This is a genomic window from Alicyclobacillus acidiphilus NBRC 100859, from assembly GCF_001544355.1.
Taxonomy (GTDB): Bacteria; Bacillota; Bacilli; order Alicyclobacillales; family Alicyclobacillaceae; genus Alicyclobacillus; species Alicyclobacillus acidiphilus.
Map to the genome: position 1 here is coordinate 21620 of NZ_BCQI01000004.1, position 17906 is coordinate 39525.

Sequence of the window (17906 nt, forward strand, 5' to 3'; positions counted from 1 at the left end):
TCCGACATGACGCGGATAGTCGACTGGATTGGTTTGACGACACCCTGTTCTCTTCAGAACAGGGTGTTTTTTGATTTCACAAATTGGAGGGATTTTGGTGGGACAGGAAAAGTCGACAGCGATAATGGAAGCGCGAGTGGGTGCAAGTGGTCGATCCACCGCATACCCGCCGTCCAGCGTGATCAAGCGAAACGGAGCGCGCACGCGGTTTGACGCGGACAAGCTGCACAGATTCATCGCCCGGGGTTGCGAAGGTGTGGACGGGTGTTTGCCTGGTGAGTTGGAGGCGGATTTGTACCCACAACTTCGAGACGACATGACGACACAGGAAATCATGCGGGTGCTGATCCGGGTCGCCGCGGAAAAGACGTCTGTCGAACGGCCCGAATGGCAGTTTGTCGCCGCGCGGTTATATCTGTTCGACTGCTACAAAAACGCCGGGTACGCGAGAGGGTATCGACACTTTGGGTATGGCAGCTTCTACCGTCTGATCGAGCAATTGGAGGATATCGGTCGATACGGCGCATATATCCGAAGCGCGTACACGAAGGACGAGATCGACGAACTGGAGCGGTACATCCAACCACAGCGGGATTTCCTGTTCAACTACGTCGGCTTGAAACAGCTGATGGATCGGTATGTCGTGCGTGGACTCAAAGGGGAGATCATGGAACTGCCGCAGGAATTGTTCATGGGTGTCGCCATGCACCTGGCGATGAACGAGGCGGACAAGGTGGCGTGGGCCAAGCGTTTCTACGACACGTTCTCGACGCTTGAGGCGACGGTGGCGACGCCGACGCTCGCCAACGCGCGCAAGCCGTTTCACCAGTTGAGTTCCTGCTTCATCGACATGCCGGAAGACGACTTGGTGAGCATTTACGAAACGGACAAGGCGTTTGCGCGCGTGTCCAAGTTCGGCGGCGGCATGGGGATTTACGTCGGCAAAATTCGCGCGCGCGGATCGGCGATTCGCAATCACGCAGGCGCGAGCGGCGGCGTGATCCCGTGGGTCAGGAATTACAACAACACCGCCGTCAGCTGCAATCAGTTGGGCATGCGCAGCGGCGCGGCCGCGATTTATCTCGACGTCTGGCACAAGGATATCATGGACTTTTTGCAACTGCGGACGAACAACGGCGACGAGCGGCTCAAGGCGCACGACATCTTCCCTGGCGTCTCGATCCCGGACGAGTTCATGCGCCGCGTCGAAGCACGGCAGCCGTGGTACCTGTTCTGCCCATACGAGGTCAAGCAGGTGATGGGATTTTCACTCGAAGATTCGTGGGGAGAGGAATTTGAACGGCGCTATCAGGCGTGCATCGACGAACCAAGGCTCGATCGCGTCGAGATTCCCGCCATCGAGATCATGAAGCGGATCATGCAGTCGGCCTTTGAGACCGGTACGCCGTTTGTATTTTTCCGGGACACGGCAAACCGCCTCAATCCGAACAAGCATCAGGGCATGATCTACTGCAGCAACCTGTGCACCGAGATCATGCAGAACATGAAACCGCAGAAGCTCGTCGAGGAGACGGTGGAAAGCGGCGTGCTCACACAGCGCAGCGAGCCGGGCGACTTTGTCGTCTGCAATCTGTCCTCGTTGAACCTGGGGCGGTGCGGCGAACTGGATGCCATCCGGGAGACGGTCGCGCGGCAGATTCGGGCGATGGACAACGTGATCGATCTCAACTACTACCCGGTTCCCCAAGCGGCCGTCACCAACCGCAGGTATCGCGCGATTGGTCTTGGCATCAGCGGCTATCACCAGCACTTGGCGACAAGGGGCATTGTCTGGGAGTCCGACGAGCACCTTCGGTACGTGGATGAACTGTTTGAGTGGATTAACTTCTTCGCCATCGAGGCTTCGATGGAGTTGGCGAAAGAGAAAGGACCATACGAACTGTTTCCGGGCTCCGACTGGCAAACCGGCGACTATTTCCGGATGCGCGGTTACGCCACTCGCGACGGCGGTCCGGATTGGGATGGTCTTCGTGAACAGGTCGCAAGACACGGCATCCGCAACGCGTATTTGTTCGCCATTGCGCCCACGAGCAGCACGAGTCTGATTGCGGGGAGCACGGCCGGGATCGATCCGGTGTTCTCGCGCTTTTTCCTCGAAGAGAAGAAAAACGGGGTGGTTCCGCAAACGGCGCCGAACTTGAACGCGCAGACGTTCTGGTACTACAAGGAGGCCCACGCCATCGACCAAACGTGGAGCATCGAAGCCTGTGCGGTGCGCCAGCGCCACGTCGATCAAGCTCAGTCGTTCAACCTGTATATCACGCCGGACATTCACGCGCGCGATTTTCTGAACCTGTACATGCTCGCATGGAAGCGCGGGCTCAAGACCATCTACTACGTCCGCAGCATGTCCGTGGAGTTGGAGGACTGCGTCGCCTGTTCGTCTTGATCCTGTCGCTCGATCCGCGGCTGGATCCGCCGTCTGCCGTATCACTCGATCATGCTGGCGTCGTGCCGGCATAGAACGATTGCCTTGGAGGTATGAACGATGCAACTGCAGCGAACGAAGCTGTTTAACGAAGCGGGAGACAGGGACTGGGGCAAGCGCCGCATCATCGGCGGCAACAGCACCAACCTGATTGAACTGAACAACATCAAGTACGAATGGGCGTATCGCCTGTACCGGGCCATGATGAACAACTTCTGGATTCCCGAGGAGATTGCGCTGGCAGACGACGCGCGCCAGTATGCCAGTCTGACTGAGGATGAGCGCCGCAGCTTCAACAAGGTGCTGTCGTTTCTGATTTTCATGGACAGCCTGCTGACCCACAACCTGCCCAATATCAACGAGTACATCACGGCGCCGGAGGTCAACATGTGCCTGACCGTCCACGCCTTCCAGGAAGCGGTGCACTCGCAGTCGTACGGCTACATTCTCGATTCGGTGGTATCCGCGGAGACGCGGGACGCCATCTACAACGAGTGGCGCAATGACAAGCACCTGCTGAACCGGAACCAGTTCATCACGGACTTGTTCGAGGCGTTTATCGCGGATCCAAGCGACAGAAACCTTCTGCGCACAGTGGTGGCCAACTACATTCTCGAAGGCGTCTACTTCTACTCAGGATTCAGCTTCTTCTTCGTCCTTGGGCGTCAGGGCAAAATGCTCGGCACCGTGTCCGAAATCAAGTTCATCCAGCGGGATGAACTGACCCATTTGGCCATCTTTCGCCATATTTACCGGGAGATTGTCCGGGAAAATCCGCACCTGCTGACCACCGATTTAATCGAGGAACTGCGGGAGATGATGCGCGAGGCCGTGGCGCACGAAGTGGCGTGGGGACAGTATGTGACGGACGGCAAGATCAGCGGTCTGACCAATGGTCTCATCGATTCGTACATCAAGTATCTCGCGAACATTCGCCTGAATTCACTCGATCTTCCGGTGCTGTATCCGGAAATCGTCGAGCATCCGATGCCTTGGGTTGATCAGTACGCCTCGATGAACTCGATGAAGACCGACTTCTTCGAGCAACGCGTCACCAACTACACGAAGTCGGCGAATTTGAACTGGGACGAGCTGTAAAATGACGGATGGCCGCATTGTGCGGCTTGACGATCTCGATGTGGACAAACGAAAGGCAGGCGATTGGCTTGGCATGGTCGGCAACACTCGGATTTCCGAGAATTGGGGCGCGCCGCGAATTGAAGCGAGCTGTGGAGGCGTATTGGAATCATTCGATTTCCCGTGAGCAACTGTTGGAAGAAGCGGCGAAATTGCGCCTGGAGCGTTGGACCATCCAGCGCGACAGCGGGATCGATCTGATTCCGTCGAACGATTTCTCCCTCTACGATCACGTCCTCGACACCGCCGTTTTGGTCGGCGCGATTCCTGAACAGTTTGGCTGGGACGGGGGCGACATCGATCTCGACTTGTACTTTGCGATGGCGCGCGGGGGAGCGGTGCCCGCGCTCGAAATGACCAAGTGGTTCGACACGAACTACCACTATATCGTGCCGGAGTTCACGGCACACATGAACTTTCGTTTGGCTTCCTCGCCGAAGCCAATCGACGAGTTTCGTGAAGCACTCGGGCATGGCATCGAAACGGTGCCTGTGGTGCTAGGTCCTATCACGTTTCTGTTGCTAGGCAAAGCCAAAGGGACAAAGTTCGATCCGCTTTCACTGCTGCCCCAACTGTTGCCTATGTATGAAGATTTGTTGACGAAGCTTGCGGAGGCCGGCGCGCGTTGGGTGCAATTGGACGAACCGTGCCTTGCTTTGGACAGGACCGAAGAAGAACTGGAGTTGTATCGAAACGCCTATACGCGATTGACGGCAGCGGCGCCAATCTCGATCTTCCTGACCACGTATTTCGCCGGTCTGCGTGACAATTTGGCAACTGCGCTGTCGCTGCCTGTCGCGGCTCTGCACCTGGATCTCGTGCGCGCGCCGGAACAGTTGGACGAGTTGCTTGCCAACCACGCGCACCCGGGTGACAAACGCCTTTCGCTGGGCGTCGTCGACGGACGCAATGTCTGGAAGAATGATTTGGAACAGACGCTCCAATTGCTGGAGCGGGTGGAACTTTGGAGCGGCGGCAACGAGAATCTCATCGTGGCGCCGTCCTGCTCACTGTTGCACGTGCCATGGGATCTCGACGCCGAAACGGATCTCGATGCGGACGTGAAAGACACGTTGGCGTTCGCGAAGCAGAAGTTGTCCGAGATCCGCACGCTGCAAACGGCGTTGAACGAGGGCACGGATCAGGTCGCACAGGCCATCGCCGACAACCGCCGCGCCTTGGCGCGCAGACGGAGTTCGCCGCGCATCCACAACCCGGAGGTGACAGCGCGCCTGGCGCGCGTCGGCGAGGGAGATTACCATCGACGCTCGCCGTTTCCGGTGCGCAAGCGGGCACAGCAAGCGAGGCTCAAACTGCCGAAATTCCCGACGACGACCATCGGATCGTTTCCGCAGACAGAAGACATTCGGAAGGCGCGGGCCGCGTTTCGCAGGGGCGATTTGAGCGAAGCGGCATATACGCAAATGCTCAAAGACAAGACGGCTGCGTGCGTCCGCCTGCAGGAGCAATTGGGCATCGACGTACTCGTGCACGGCGAGTTCGAGCGGACCGATATGGTGGAATACTTCGGCGAACAACTGGACGGTTTTGCGCATACCCGAAATGGCTGGGTGCAAAGTTACGGATCTCGCTGCGTTAAACCGCCCATCATCTACGGCGATGTGGCCCGCAAGCGGCCAATGACCGTCGAATGGTCCCGATTCGCGCAATCGTTGACCGAGCGGCCCATGAAGGGGATGCTCACGGGACCCGTCACGATTTTGCAGTGGTCGTTCGTGCGCGACGACCAACCGCGCGAGACGACCTGTCGGCAAATTGCTTTGGCGATCCGGGACGAGGTGGTCGATCTCGAAGAAGCCGGCCTACCCATCATCCAAATTGACGAACCTGCCCTGCGCGAAGGCTTGCCTTTGCATCGAGAGGCCTGGACGGATTATCTGGCATGGGCCGTCGACTGTTTCCGACTTGCCGCAAGCGGCGTTCGGGACGAGACACAAATCCACACGCACATGTGCTACGCGCAGTTCAACGACATCATGTCCGCGATCGCCGCGATGGACGCGGATGTCATATCCATTGAGACGTCGCGATCGGACATGGAACTGCTGGAGGCGTTTCAGGCGTCTGCGTACCCGAACGATATTGGTCCCGGCGTCTATGACATTCACAGTCCACGCGTCCCGACGGTCGCCGAAATGGTGAATTTGCTGAAGAGAGCGTGTGAGCGGTTGGCACCAGAGCAACTGTGGGTCAATCCAGACTGCGGATTGAAGACGCGCGGCGAGAAGGAGACCGTGGAGGCGTTGACGGCCATGGTCGAAGCCGCGCGACAAATGCGGAAGGTTTCGTCGTACCGCACGTGATGGACGCTGGAATCGGCGCGATGTACATTGGAAGGGACGAATGGAGGGACAACGGGAGAGGGATGGGAGGTTTTCCGCCCTGCGAAGCGAATCCCTAATGATGCGAATAGGTTGCACCGGAATTGGACCTCGTCTTCACCTGCTGGAGTAGGAGCTATGCGTTTTGGCAAATGACGGACAGATTCGGCCGTTTCTCAAATGGGCAGGCGGCAAACGGCAATTGCTCAAGGAAATCAGGCGATTTATACCAGGGGAATTCGATACGTACTACGAACCGTTTGTCGGCGCTGGCGCGGTCTTGTTTCACCTTCGTCCGAGGCAGGCCGTCATCAGCGACGTGAATGGAGAATTGATCAACACGTACTGCATGATCCGGGATCGAATCGATGAACTCATTGAATCGCTCTCGATGCACCGCAACGAGCGCGAGTACTTCTATCGGCTCAGATCGCTGGACAGATCATCTGAGTTCGAGTCGCTCTCGGACGTCGAGCGGGCGTCGCGTTTCATTTACCTGAACAAAACGTGCTACAACGGGCTCTTTCGCGTGAACAGTCAGGGCCAGTTCAATGTTCCCTTTGGCCGGTACAAGAATCCGAAGATCGTCAACGAAGATGTGCTTCGCCGAGTTCACCAATATCTGAACGACAATCGCGTGCGGATCTTGCACGATGACTTCGCCGCCGTGCTTACGACCGCGCGCAAAGGCGACTTCGTCTACTTGGATCCCCCGTACGATCCCGTGTCCGACACCGCGTCGTTTACGGGATATGTCGTTAATGGGTTTCCAAAGGCGGAACAAATTCGCCTGAAGCTGACCGTGGACAGTTTGACGTCGAGAGGGTGCAAGGTACTCCTCAGCAACGCGTCGACGCCGTTTATTCGAGATTTGTATCGCGACTACACCATGTTCACGTTGAGCGCCGCGAGGGCAATCAATTCCGATGCGACGCGGCGGGGCAAGATTGAGGAAGTGTTGGTGGCCAATTACGTTTGATTGGCGAAGGGGGATGCGGCATGGCGAAAGCCATCATGGTGGTGGGCACGTCGTCGGGTGTCGGCAAGAGCGTGCTGTGTACGGCGCTCTGCCGCTTGCTGCAGCAGGACGGCCGTCGCGTCGCGCCGTTCAAGGCCCAGAACATGTCGCTGAATTCGGCGATCACGCCGTCCGGACGCGAGATCGGCCGGGCGCAAGCGGTCCAGGCTGAGGCGTGCCGCATTGCGCCGAACGAACACATGAATCCGGTTCTGCTCAAGCCGACGTCAGCCCGTGCTTCCCAGGTTGTCGTGCAGGGCCGCGTCCTGGGTACGCAAACGGACTTCGCGGACGGAACGGATGGTCTCGAGTATCTTTGGAGCCGCGTGGAAGAGAGTTTTCGCCTGCTCGCGGACGAGTTCGATGTGATTGTCATCGAAGGCGCGGGCAGTCCGGTCGAGATGAATTTGAAAGCTAGGGACATCGCGAACATGAGGACCGCGGCACTGGCTGACGCGGATGTCGTGCTCGTCGCAGATATCGACAGGGGCGGGGTGTTCGCGTACGTATACGGCACCATTGCCCTGTTGACGCCTGAGGAACGGGGGCGGGTGAAGGGCGTCGTGATCAACAAGTTTCGCGGCGATCCCGCTCTCTTCGAAGACGGGAAGCGGCTCTTGGAATCCTATACAGGCATTCCGGTCATCGGCGTGATCCCGTACCTAGGCGATCTCGAAATTGACGAAGAGGATTCGGTTGCCCTCGCCGGGCCGCGTTACCGCGGCGAACGATCCGAGGACGCACAGACCCTGCGCATTCGCGTCGTGGCCCTCCCGTATATGTCGAACTTCAACGACTTCGATCCGCTCTTCGCCGAACCGGCCGTGTCGGTGCAGTTTTGCAGACATGTCCGGGAAGCCGCCGATGCGCACGTCGTCATTCTGCCAGGCACCAAGAACACCTTGCTCGACTTGCAGTGGATGAAAGCGACCGGATGGTTCGACGCCATCGCCTCTTCCCATGGACGCGGAACGCACATCGTCGGCGTCTGCGGCGGCTATCAGATGCTCGGGCGGGAAGTGGCGGACCCGGACGGGATCGAATCCGCCAACGGCGAGATCTTGCGTGGGTTGGGATTGTTGCCCGTGCGGACGGTGTGGCACAGCGAAAAGACCACGGTGCTCGTCGACGGGATCGCGACGCTTCCCGAGGGAGAAGTCCCGATTCGCGGGTATGAGATTCACATGGGCGTCAGTACATATGTGGAAGGCGCGACGCCCTTCGCCAGAGTCCGTGCGGATTCGGACACGAAGTGGCGGGTCGACGGCGCCATCGCGGACGGCGGCAGAGTCATCGGCACGTACGTTCATGGCTTGTTCGATCACGACGTGTTCCGCACCGCTTGGCTCGACATGGTGCGCACGGCGCATGGGCTTTCGCGTCCAGCGGGAGAGGTCGCGCCAGTACCTTACCAGGCGAGGAGAGAGGCAAATTACGATCGCCTCGCGAACCTATTGCGAGAACACGTGGATTTGTCCGTCCTGTCCATCTAGGAGGAATGGAACGATGTTTGCACCGTTTACATTGGAGGGGCAGGTGGCCGTGCTTGAGCCGATGTCCCCGGATCACGCCGGCGATTTGCTGGAGGCGGCCAGCGAGGATCGATCCACCTACGGTTTCACGCATGTCCCTAACACCATCGACGAAATGCGCCTGTATATCGATACGGCACTGAAACAGCGCGCAAAGGGGAACGCAATCCCGTTCGTCGTCCGCCATCGCGCGACGGATCGCATCGTGGGCACGACGCGATTCATGGATTTGGAGGTGATTCCGCTCCATTTTGTACCAGGCGTCACGCAATCGGTGATTCCAAGCGACGCGACGCCGCCGAATGCGCTCGAAATCGGTTCGACATGGTACGCCGCATCGGCCCAGCGCACCGCAGTGAACACAGAATGCAAATTTCTGCTGCTGACACACGCGTTTGAAGTGTGGAAGGTGCTTCGCGTCGTGCTGAAGACGGATGCCCGCAACACCCGCTCGCGCAACGCCATTCAACGGATTGGCGCGAAGTTCGAAGGCGTGCGTCGTCGGCATTCGCCTGCATCGGACGGCGGCGTGCGGGACGCGGCATTTTTCTCCATCATCAGGGAGGAGTGGCCGCAAGTTCGCGAAGACTTGTTGCGCAAGCTGGCTCGCCAATAGCTGAGACAGCTCACGCACCGGCAAGCGGCCCTGTCGTCAGGTCCGGTCGGGGACGTTTGCCGTCTTGCGCCTCGTGTGGGATTCTCGGAACCAGATGGCTGAGGCGAACTGTGCCGATCCAGCCATGAAGAACGGCAGGACATATTCGCCATCCTCCATCATTTGGCCGAACGCCGCGGGCCAGACACCCGTGGTGAGGAACAAGACAATCACGGTCGTCGCTTTGCGCTGCCACGATCGAGATCGCTTCGGGCCACCCGCCGAGATCGTCGAGCGGCTGCCGCGGCTGCCGAGACTCAGTCCGACCGCGAACAGGTTGAGCAAAGCGGCGAGCCAGAACCACGGCACGAGCGGCATGGCGAGAACGAACAGCGTCCCTGCCAGTTGAACGTAAACGAGTGTCCGAACAGCTCCGAGTCGTTTCGACATGCGGATGTTGAAGACGGATACACACCCGGCCATGAGGTATGCCGCCGCGATCACGACGGAGATCAGGTCTTCACCCGCATGAAAGCGAACGGACATCCAGTACGACGTCATCGTGCTGGACAGGGCTGTCGCAACGCTGTTCACCAGATTGACGAACGGATTGCTGTCCGCGCGTGTGGAACCGGAGGCGGAGCGTCGCGCATGCTGCGCTCGCGGCGTTGTGTGGAGTTCGGTTGCAACCTTGTTCCGCCGGTTCACGATTTGACGCCACACCCAGTGTGCGAGGCCGAGCGATACCACGATGCCGATGGGCACGAGAGGCCGCCACGTCTTGGCCATTGGCAACCATCTAGCCCATTGCGAGGTGACGAGCGCGCACAGAGCGACGACGGCGAGCAGCGTGAACAACGCTTGCCACGAATTGCGCGTGTCCACCGCCATATCAGCAGGATCTGTCTCTACGGTCTGAGGCGGTTCTGTCGGTTTTCGCGAGCCGCCCTGGGCTTGGTAAATCGCGAGGGCGCTCGCGATGGAGACGACAGCCATGACCAGGAACGCGGCGTGGTAGGTTGCTTGAGGAGGGAGCGTCTTCGGAAGCAATGCTGCGGCTCCCGCGACGAGGGCTCCAATGCCCATACCCGCGTACCCGAGCGCCGCGTGCACCCCGAACACGTCCATCGCGAGCGTTTCGCCGCCGCGCCGGGTGTACGCGGCAAGCCAGGCGCGTTCAATCGGGACCACGGGGCCGCCAGAACCGCTGTGCCCGCGCCCGAATCCGGATATCGCGACGGCGGCGCAGATGGCTGCCGGATTGTCAGTGAAACCGAGGATCGCAGCCGCGACAGCGGCGATGCATTCGTATGCGAGCAGGTAGCGCTTCGGCCCAAGGGGCCTCGTGATTTCTCCCGCGAATACGGTCAACAGGCTTCGTACGATACCCGACAGCGCCAGCACGACGCCAATGGCGACTGCTGACCAGCCGAGGGATTGCAAGTAAAGACTGACATCGACGGCCGCGATGCCTTGGCAGATGCTGCGCAGGAACGAGGCGAGTTGCAATTGGCGTACGGTTCGATGCGACCTGATGCGGGCAGTTTGTACGCTCATGGAGATCCTCCTAGCGACCCAAGGTCAAATCTCGCCACGAGAATCTCATCGCGTGACATCTAGCGACATCGTAACACGAGTTCGGCGGACGATCTCGCATTTTGGATGGAGAGGTTGGGAGAATCCTTGGAAATCGCGTATTTAGCCGATCACCCAGATTGGGTGCCCGTTGTCGCCTTGATGCATCAACTGACGATGCGCATGCCGTCGGAGCGCAATTACGATCACTCGCTTCAGATGTTCGCCGCACGGGGCAATCGGGACAAGCTGCCGATTGCACTCGTCGCGATCGAGGACAGCATCCCCGTCGGAAGTGTCTCCCTCGTACAACGCCAACTGAATGTCGGCGATGCCTGTTCGCCGTGGCTTGCTGGTCTGTTTGTATTGGCTGAATATCGGAAGCGAGGCGTCGCGGACGCGCTGATGCGCGAGGCGGAACAACTGGCGGTGGCGCTTGGGCATCATCGACTCTATCTATTCACGCATACCGCCGAACTTTACTATCGAAAGCGAGATTGGGAGAATATCGGGACGGTCCACCCGCCAGAGGTTCGCCATCAGTCCGTCGTGATGCAAAAACACCTGCGATGAACGCGTGTGATCACAAAAATCATTCAGTTGGGGATTGCATTGCCGCGGAACATGGCTACAATGATCTCGTTCGAACCTTGTGAAGGAGAACCCGCCGTGCGCTCTCAAGTTCCCTGGATTCATCCGGTGTTGATTTGCATCACACTCGCGGTGATTGCTTTCGCGATTTTCAATTTTGGCAACGTCCGGCGCTTCGTCGTGGGGCGTCCGATTCGATCCCGCGAGTTAAACCAAGCGCATATGAAGCTGGTTTGGTGGCTCGCACTGCCTGTACTCGCGGCCGATCTATATTCGTCTGTCGCCTATGGCCCGGAAGCGGGCATCACAGAGCTCGCGTCGCTTGGCGTCAAGGCGAAGTGGCTGATTCTGCCGATCACGGCATCGACCGTGTTCTTGCTCGTTCTGTTGATTATTTCGTATGTGATGGGCGTCATGGCGTATCCCAACGGCGGCGGCGCTTACGCCATTAGCAAAGACAACTTCAAGCACCCTTGGGTGTCGCTCGTCGCCGCGAGCGCGCTGCTTGTCGATTACGTATTGACCGTGGCCGTGTCGGTATCGTCCGGCGTGCAGACGATGGCCTCTTCGTATCCGGTTCTCGCGGGCCATGAGACGCTCATTTCCGTATTTTGCGTGTTCGTGATTCTGCTCATCAACTTGCGCGGTGTTTCCGAGTCGGCTCAGGTGTTCGCGTATCCAACGTTTTTCTTCATGGTGTGTATGCTGCTGTTGATTGGGGCAGGCTTCCGGGACGAATTTCAACATCATTTCGTCCAACCTTCGACGCCTCCCTTCGGCACCATACCACAAGGACTCACGCTGATGCTGCTGCTCAAGGCGTTCAGCTCCGCGTGTTCATCCGTGACGGGACTTGAGACGATTTCCAACGCGGTACCCATTTTCCGCGAGGGGAAGAGCGGGGCCATCAAGGCGTATATCGCGCTCGGCATCGTCACGAGCGTCACACTGCTCGGATTTTCGTACCATCTGTACGTCAAAGGGATTTCCGTCAATCCGCACAACACGATGCTGTCGCAATTGGCAGGTTTGTACTTCGGCCATGGGGCGATGTATCAAATTATCATCATTTTCACGTTCGTCGTCCTCATTCTTGCTGCGAATTCGACGTTCACCGGGTTTCCGCAGTTAGCGGCGCTTGTGGCAAACGATCGCTACTTGCCCCGCGTGTTGACACTCAGGGGAGATCGTCTGGGGTACTCCAACGGCATGATCGTCCTCGCTGCGCTGTCCGCGCTTCTTATCGAGGTCTTTCACGCTCAAACCAACGCGTTGATTCCTCTCTACGCGATTGGCGTCTTTATCGCGTTCACCGTCGCGCAGCTCGGTTTGACGAGGCGTTGGCTGCGAACGAGAGAACGCGGATGGCAAATCAAAGGGGCTATCAATTCGTTCGGTGCCGCGATCACGGCCATGGTCGCCGTGATTTTCGCCGTCACCAAGTTCACCGGCGGCGCTTGGATCGTCCTGATTGTCCTGCCGATCATCGTGATCGCGGCGACGCGCATACGCAAGCACTATCTCGATGTGGCCGACGAGTTGCGCATTGACATCAATCAGGTGCGGCCCACCGAGCACAGAGTGCTGTCGATTGTGTTGATCTCCGGCATCCATCGGCTCTCCGCCGAAGCGATTTCGTTCGCCATGAGCACGTCGAAGGACGTGATCGCGCTGTATATCGGCTTCGACGACGAATCCATCGAGCGGATGGAAGAGAAGTGGGAAGCGTGGGGGAATCCATGCAGGCTCGTGACCATCAAAAGCGAGTATCGCTCGCTCTTGTACCCACTTTCCAAATTTGTTCGCCGGATCGAAACCTACGAAGGCGGCAAGCCTGATCATATTCAGTTGTTCATCGCGCAGTTTGTGCCGAAGAAGTGGTGGCACAATCTGTTGCACAACCAAACGTCGCTGCTCATCCGGACGTGGATGTTGCGACACAAGGATGTCATTGTTTCGACCGTGCCGTATCATTTGAAGAAGTGACGAACTCACGACGTCGTGGAGGTGTTTGGGCCATGTGGTGGCTGTTTGGCATTCTGTATATCGTGTTTTCCGTCGTTGTCGCCTGGTTTGCGCTCCGCGAGCGCACCGAACGGCCATAGCCGCCCAGGCTGGCGATGGCGGGTTCGTGGACGATGCCTGCGATAGACCGTCCGCTTCAGACGCGCGCTTGTGTTTCTCGCAACGCCGTGTTAGAGTAGCTCCTAACCAGCAAATGGTACGGAAGGAGTGGGTACACATGATGACCATGTGCATGATCATGCAATCTATGCGGATGTCTCATGTGTGCTCACGGAGCTGGATCGCATATCGAATGTAGTCGAAGGGCCGTTCGATAACGAGACGCTGTGGGCATGTTTGCCTGCAGCGTCTTTTTTTGCGTTTCGCCGCCTTCCACTCAATCACGAAGCGAACAGGGGGATTTCGGGCATGCCCAAGCACCTGGTTACCAGCGCATTGCCGTACATCAACGGTATCAAGCATCTCGGCAATTTGGTCGGTTCGCTCTTGCCTGCAGACGTCTACGCGCGCTTTTTGCGTCTTGAGGGGGAAGATGTCCTGTTCATCTGTGCGACCGACGAACATGGCACGCCCGCTGAATTGTCGGCACTCGAGCAGCATCTGTCCGTCGAGGCGTATTGCGAGACGATGTACCAGCGGCAGTCGGCCGTCTTCCGGCAGTTCGGCCTGTCTTTCGATCACTTTGGCCGCACGTCATCCCCGCACAACCACGAGTTGACACAGCGCATCTACAACAGCCTTTGCAGGAACGGCTTCATCGTGGAACGCCCGATTCGCCAAGTCTACGCGGTGGAGGAGGGGAGGTTTCTGCCGGATCGGTATATCGTCGGCACCTGTCCGCACTGTGGATACGACGGAGCCAGGGGAGACCAGTGTGAGCAGTGCACGGCCTTGCTCGACCCCGTCGATCTGCTGCACCCTCGTTCCGCCGTATCCGGAAGCGACGCGCTCGAGATTCGCTCCACGAACCACCTCTTCCTGCGGCTGGATCTGCTCAGCGACGACGTGCGAAGGTGGGTGGAATCGCACGAAGACTGGTCGCGCTTAACAAAGTCCATTGCGTTCAAGTGGCTCGACGAAGGCCTGCGCGAGCGCTGTATCAGCCGCGATCTCCACTGGGGCGTACGGGTCCCTCGCGAAGGCTTCGACGACAAAGTGTTCTACGTTTGGTTCGATGCTCCGATTGGCTATATCGGGGCGACGAAGGAGTGGGCCTCACACGATCCCGCCCGCCGCGACTGGCGAGACTGGTGGTGGAACGCCCCGGACGTGCGCTACACCCAATTCCTCGGCAAGGACAATGTTCCGTTTCACACCGTGTTTTTTCCGGCGATGCTGCTGGGAACCGGCGAGCCTTGGACGATGGCGGGCGAAATCAAGAGTTTCAATTGGCTGAACTACTACGGCGGCAAGTTTTCGACCAGCCAAAAACGAGGCATTTTTCTCGACGACGCGCTTGCCTTGTTCGATCCCGACATCTGGCGATACTTCCTGCTCGCGAATGCACCGGAAGCGGACGACGTCAGTTTTACTTGGGAAGTTTTCGCAAGCGTCGTGAACAAGGACCTGGTTGGCATTTTCGGCAACTTCGTCAACCGGACGCTCAAGTTGTCTGTTGCACAATTCGGCAGTACGGTGCCGGACGGCGGCGTGTGGACCGACAGGGAAGCTGCCCTGGTTCAAGCGTGCCAAACGGTGATAGATGCTTACCGATCCCATCTTCGGAACTTGGAATATCGCAAGGCGATTCAGTCGCTCCGCCAGCTATGGTCACTCGGCAACGTCTATTTGGATCATGCGGCGCCTTGGAATCTTGTCAGGACAGAGCGGGACGAAGCGGCTATGGTCCTAAGGACAGCCATCAACCTCATCGCGCTGTTCGCACACGCCGCCGAGCCGATCATTCCATTTACATCCAACAAGGTATACGATGAACTCAACTTGACTGTCGATGAGCGGTCGTCGTGGATCGCTGGCGAGATCGACCTAACATGTTACTCAGCGGGGCGAACGTTTCATGTGCCTGAGCCCTTGTTCCGGAGGATCGACAAGGATGAAATCGGAGCGCTTGCCATGCGTTTTTCGGGGCAAGCGAAGGCTTCTTCGGATTGACGCAAGCTTCAGATGATAGTCCAAATGGACTATGAGGCATCCGCTGAATTGCCTAGTGGAAGACGGTTCATTCGTGCCTGTTAGCCTAACGGCCGTTGGTCGACAATGAAGGTGTTGACATGACATGATTTGAAATCAATGGCCATGAGGGTTGAACGGAGGAACGGATATCATGAAACATCTGCTGCTTGCCACGGACGGTTCTCCAGCATCCAAAACAGCGACTCGCGCGGTCGGTCGGCTGATCCCTGTCGACAACAAGGATACGTTGTCTTGCGTCTATGTATCGCCCCGGCCTTCGTTTCCCTCCGCGTATCTTGCCAGAGAGGCGGTCGCCCGTGAAAACGAGATGGCCCGCACCATCAAGGAAGAAACGCTCGCGGCCTTTCCACCGCGTACCGGGGCCCGATTCGAATTTCACCACGTCACTGGAGTCGCACAGCTTGAAATTTGTGCGATGGCTCGCAAGCAAGACGCCGATCTCGTCGTCATCGGACGACATGGCCACCGCGGCGAACACTTTTTGCTCGGCAGCGTCTGCAACGCGGTGCTCCATGAAGCGGATGTGCCGGTCCTTGTCGTTCCAGAGGGAGCGAATCTGCCGAGCCATGGACCGAAGCGGATCCTGCTTGCTACGGACGGATCGCCGAGCGCTGCGGCCGCGGAAGCGGTTGCGATAGACTGGATGACGCAATGTCCCGACGCGAAGCTGACCATTCTGTACGTAAGGGATTCGGTGGCGCATTTGCCATTCGATCACCTCGCCGAAAGCCTTCACTCCGCCACCGCGTTGTGGAGCGACGAGCTGGAGCAAAATCTTCTGGAAGGCACTTTTGCCGCTCTTACGCAGCGGGTGACATTTCGTTCCATCGAAGGGAGTCCAGCGCGCACCATTTGTCACGTCGCCGACGAGGAACGCTCCGATCTCGTCATTCTAGGCAGCCATGGTCATCGCCCCATGTCGGATCGACTTTTGCTTGGCAGTGTCAGCCATGCAGTGGTCCACATGACGACGGCACCGGCGTTGGTCGTCAGAGAATCGATCCCTGTGTCGCAAGAGATGGAGGAGGTTATCGAGGTTTCGTGATTGGAAGGATTGGCGCTTTCCAGTCAGGCAAACTACTCGTGCTTGCGCAAAAACGATTCGACCGTTTGAAAGTACGCTTCGGGTTCCTCCACAATCGGTGAGTGGGAACTGTTTGGGTAGACGTGGAATTCGGAACCAGCTACCAGGCTGTGATAATACTCCGTGGATGCGGGTGACGCTTCATCGTAAAAGCCGCAGGTAAACAGCGCTGGAACGGTGATCTCGTGCAGCCTGTCCGTTCGGTCGTAGTCGCGCAAGGTCCCGGTTGCATGAAATTCGGATGGGCCCCACATGTAGTTGTAGACAGCTTCACCAAAAGCAGCCTTGCGGCGCGTCTGTTCTTCTTCTGATTGCTCGACGCGGCAGACGTGCTTTCGCATATAGACTTTTTCCGCATTTCGATAGGCTTCCGAGTCGGTGGTGCCGTTTGCCTCGCATTCCCTGAGAACAGCCTGAACATCTTCTGGCAATTCCTTTCGATACCGCTCCGCATCTTCAATCCAACGAGACGTACTGAGGCAAGGACTTGAGAAGATAGCACTGGCGACACCTTCCGGTTGCGTTAAAAGATAATCTGTGAGCAGCATCGTTCCCCAGGAGTGGCCAAGCATGTGGACTTTCTTAAGTCCTAGTGCTTCGCGGAGCGCGGCCAGTTCGCGAACAAACCGTTCAATCGTCCAGAGCGAGACATCGTCAGGCCGATCCGATTGGCCGCAACCCAATTGATCATACAGAATCACCGGGCGCGCCTCGCCAAGCGCTTTGGCTAGGGGTTCCATACCAAGATGCGAACTACCCGGGCCGCCGTGGAGGGTAATCAGTGGCGTTTTGTCTTTGTCTTCGCCGACAATCTGATACCAGATGCGGCCGCCTTCTACATGGATGAATCCTTCGTTGCTCAAATGTTCTCCCCTCCATATTTAAGTTCCCATTATTAGTTTAGCACGACCATCGCAGCGCGTTGGGTACGAAAATTCCATGTCCATCGATCCGAAGATCGTACGGTCGCATGAACCAGTTTATAAATAGTCATTATACACCGGTGAATAAATTACCTTGACTGACATAGTAATGTGACGTATGATGCGGATGTCGAGGTGACGATATGAGTAAACACAAAATCTCATCCGATCTGCTGCGAGGGCACACAGACACGATGATTCTGCGACTCTTGTCGGAGGCGGATCGCTATGGCTATGAAATGGTCAAACTGATTGCCGAGCGTTCAGGCGGTGAGTATGAGTTGAAGGAAGCTACGATGTACTCCAGCGTTCGGCGGCTTGAGGCAGACGGCGATATCGAGTGGTATTGGGGCGACGAATCCCAGGGAGGACGACGCAAGTATTTTCGGATTACCGAAAAGGGCAGAGTCACTTACGCCAGCAACAAAAGCAATTGGGAGTACGCCAAGCGCGTACTCGACACCTTGTTGTAAGGAGGAGA

The 17906-nt window shown here is 57.8% G+C and carries 13 protein-coding genes; 11 read left to right on the forward strand and 2 right to left on the reverse strand.

Annotated features, from left to right (window positions below):
* Positions 1-124 precede the first annotated feature (124 nt).
* From AAC01S_RS02565 to AAC01S_RS02590, 6 genes are all read left to right on the forward strand, one after another.
* Positions 125-2410 (forward strand): ribonucleoside-diphosphate reductase subunit alpha, encoded by a 2286-nt coding sequence (locus AAC01S_RS02565; RefSeq protein WP_067618571.1) that lies wholly within the window; start codon positions 125-127, stop codon positions 2408-2410.
* A 99-nt stretch (positions 2411-2509) separates the two neighbouring features.
* Positions 2510-3547 carry a ribonucleotide-diphosphate reductase subunit beta gene (locus AAC01S_RS02570; protein ID WP_067618318.1) on the forward strand — a complete coding sequence of 346 codons (1038 nt, stop codon included), beginning with the start codon at positions 2510-2512 and terminating at the stop codon, positions 3545-3547.
* Positions 3548-3585: 38 nt separating this feature from the next.
* Positions 3586-5910: a 5-methyltetrahydropteroyltriglutamate--homocysteine S-methyltransferase gene (metE, locus tag AAC01S_RS02575; protein WP_067618575.1), complete on the forward strand. Its 2325-nt coding sequence runs from the start codon at positions 3586-3588 to the stop codon at positions 5908-5910.
* 163 nt (positions 5911-6073) lie between these two features.
* Entirely contained in the window at positions 6074-6907 is an 834-nt protein-coding gene (locus AAC01S_RS02580; protein WP_067618321.1) for a DNA adenine methylase, read from the forward strand.
* Between the two features lie 20 nt (positions 6908-6927).
* On the forward strand, positions 6928-8439 hold the full coding sequence (locus AAC01S_RS02585; RefSeq protein ID WP_067618324.1) for a cobyric acid synthase: 1512 nt from the start codon (positions 6928-6930) through the stop codon (positions 8437-8439).
* A 13-nt stretch (positions 8440-8452) separates the two neighbouring features.
* Positions 8453-9094, forward strand: a complete 642-nt coding sequence (locus AAC01S_RS02590) for a GNAT family N-acetyltransferase (protein ID WP_067618328.1) — start codon at positions 8453-8455, stop codon at positions 9092-9094.
* Between the two features lie 36 nt (positions 9095-9130).
* Here the strand turns inward: AAC01S_RS02590 and AAC01S_RS02595 are convergent, their stop codons facing one another.
* On the reverse strand, positions 9131-10630 hold the full coding sequence (locus AAC01S_RS02595) for an MFS transporter (protein ID WP_067618331.1): 1500 nt from the start codon (positions 10628-10630) through the stop codon (positions 9131-9133).
* A gap of 114 nt (positions 10631-10744) precedes the next feature.
* Between AAC01S_RS02595 and AAC01S_RS02600 the strand changes: the two genes are divergently transcribed.
* The 4 genes from AAC01S_RS02600 (at position 10745) to AAC01S_RS02615 (ending at position 16463) form a co-directional block, all read left to right on the forward strand.
* On the forward strand, positions 10745-11221 hold the full coding sequence (locus AAC01S_RS02600; protein WP_067618334.1) for a GNAT family N-acetyltransferase: 477 nt from the start codon (positions 10745-10747) through the stop codon (positions 11219-11221).
* Between the two features lie 60 nt (positions 11222-11281).
* Complete coding sequence (gene kimA, locus AAC01S_RS02605) at positions 11282-13225, forward strand: potassium transporter KimA (RefSeq protein WP_067618578.1); 1944 nt, start codon at positions 11282-11284, stop codon at positions 13223-13225.
* A 447-nt stretch (positions 13226-13672) separates the two neighbouring features.
* Positions 13673-15376 (forward strand): methionine--tRNA ligase, encoded by a 1704-nt coding sequence (gene metG / locus AAC01S_RS02610; RefSeq protein ID WP_067618581.1) that lies wholly within the window; start codon positions 13673-13675, stop codon positions 15374-15376.
* A gap of 172 nt (positions 15377-15548) precedes the next feature.
* Positions 15549-16463, forward strand: a complete 915-nt coding sequence (locus tag AAC01S_RS02615) for a universal stress protein (RefSeq protein WP_067618338.1) — start codon at positions 15549-15551, stop codon at positions 16461-16463.
* A 32-nt stretch (positions 16464-16495) separates the two neighbouring features.
* Here AAC01S_RS02615 and AAC01S_RS02620 read toward each other — a convergent pair whose 3' ends face one another.
* Positions 16496-17365, reverse strand: a complete 870-nt coding sequence (locus AAC01S_RS02620; RefSeq protein WP_067618341.1) for a proline iminopeptidase-family hydrolase — start codon at positions 17363-17365, stop codon at positions 16496-16498.
* Positions 17366-17568: 203 nt separating this feature from the next.
* On the opposite strand from AAC01S_RS02620, the gene AAC01S_RS02625 reads away from it, so the two are divergent.
* Positions 17569-17898, forward strand: coding sequence for a PadR family transcriptional regulator (locus tag AAC01S_RS02625; protein ID WP_067618344.1), 330 nt, complete (start codon positions 17569-17571; stop codon positions 17896-17898).
* Positions 17899-17906: the final 8 nt, after the last annotated feature.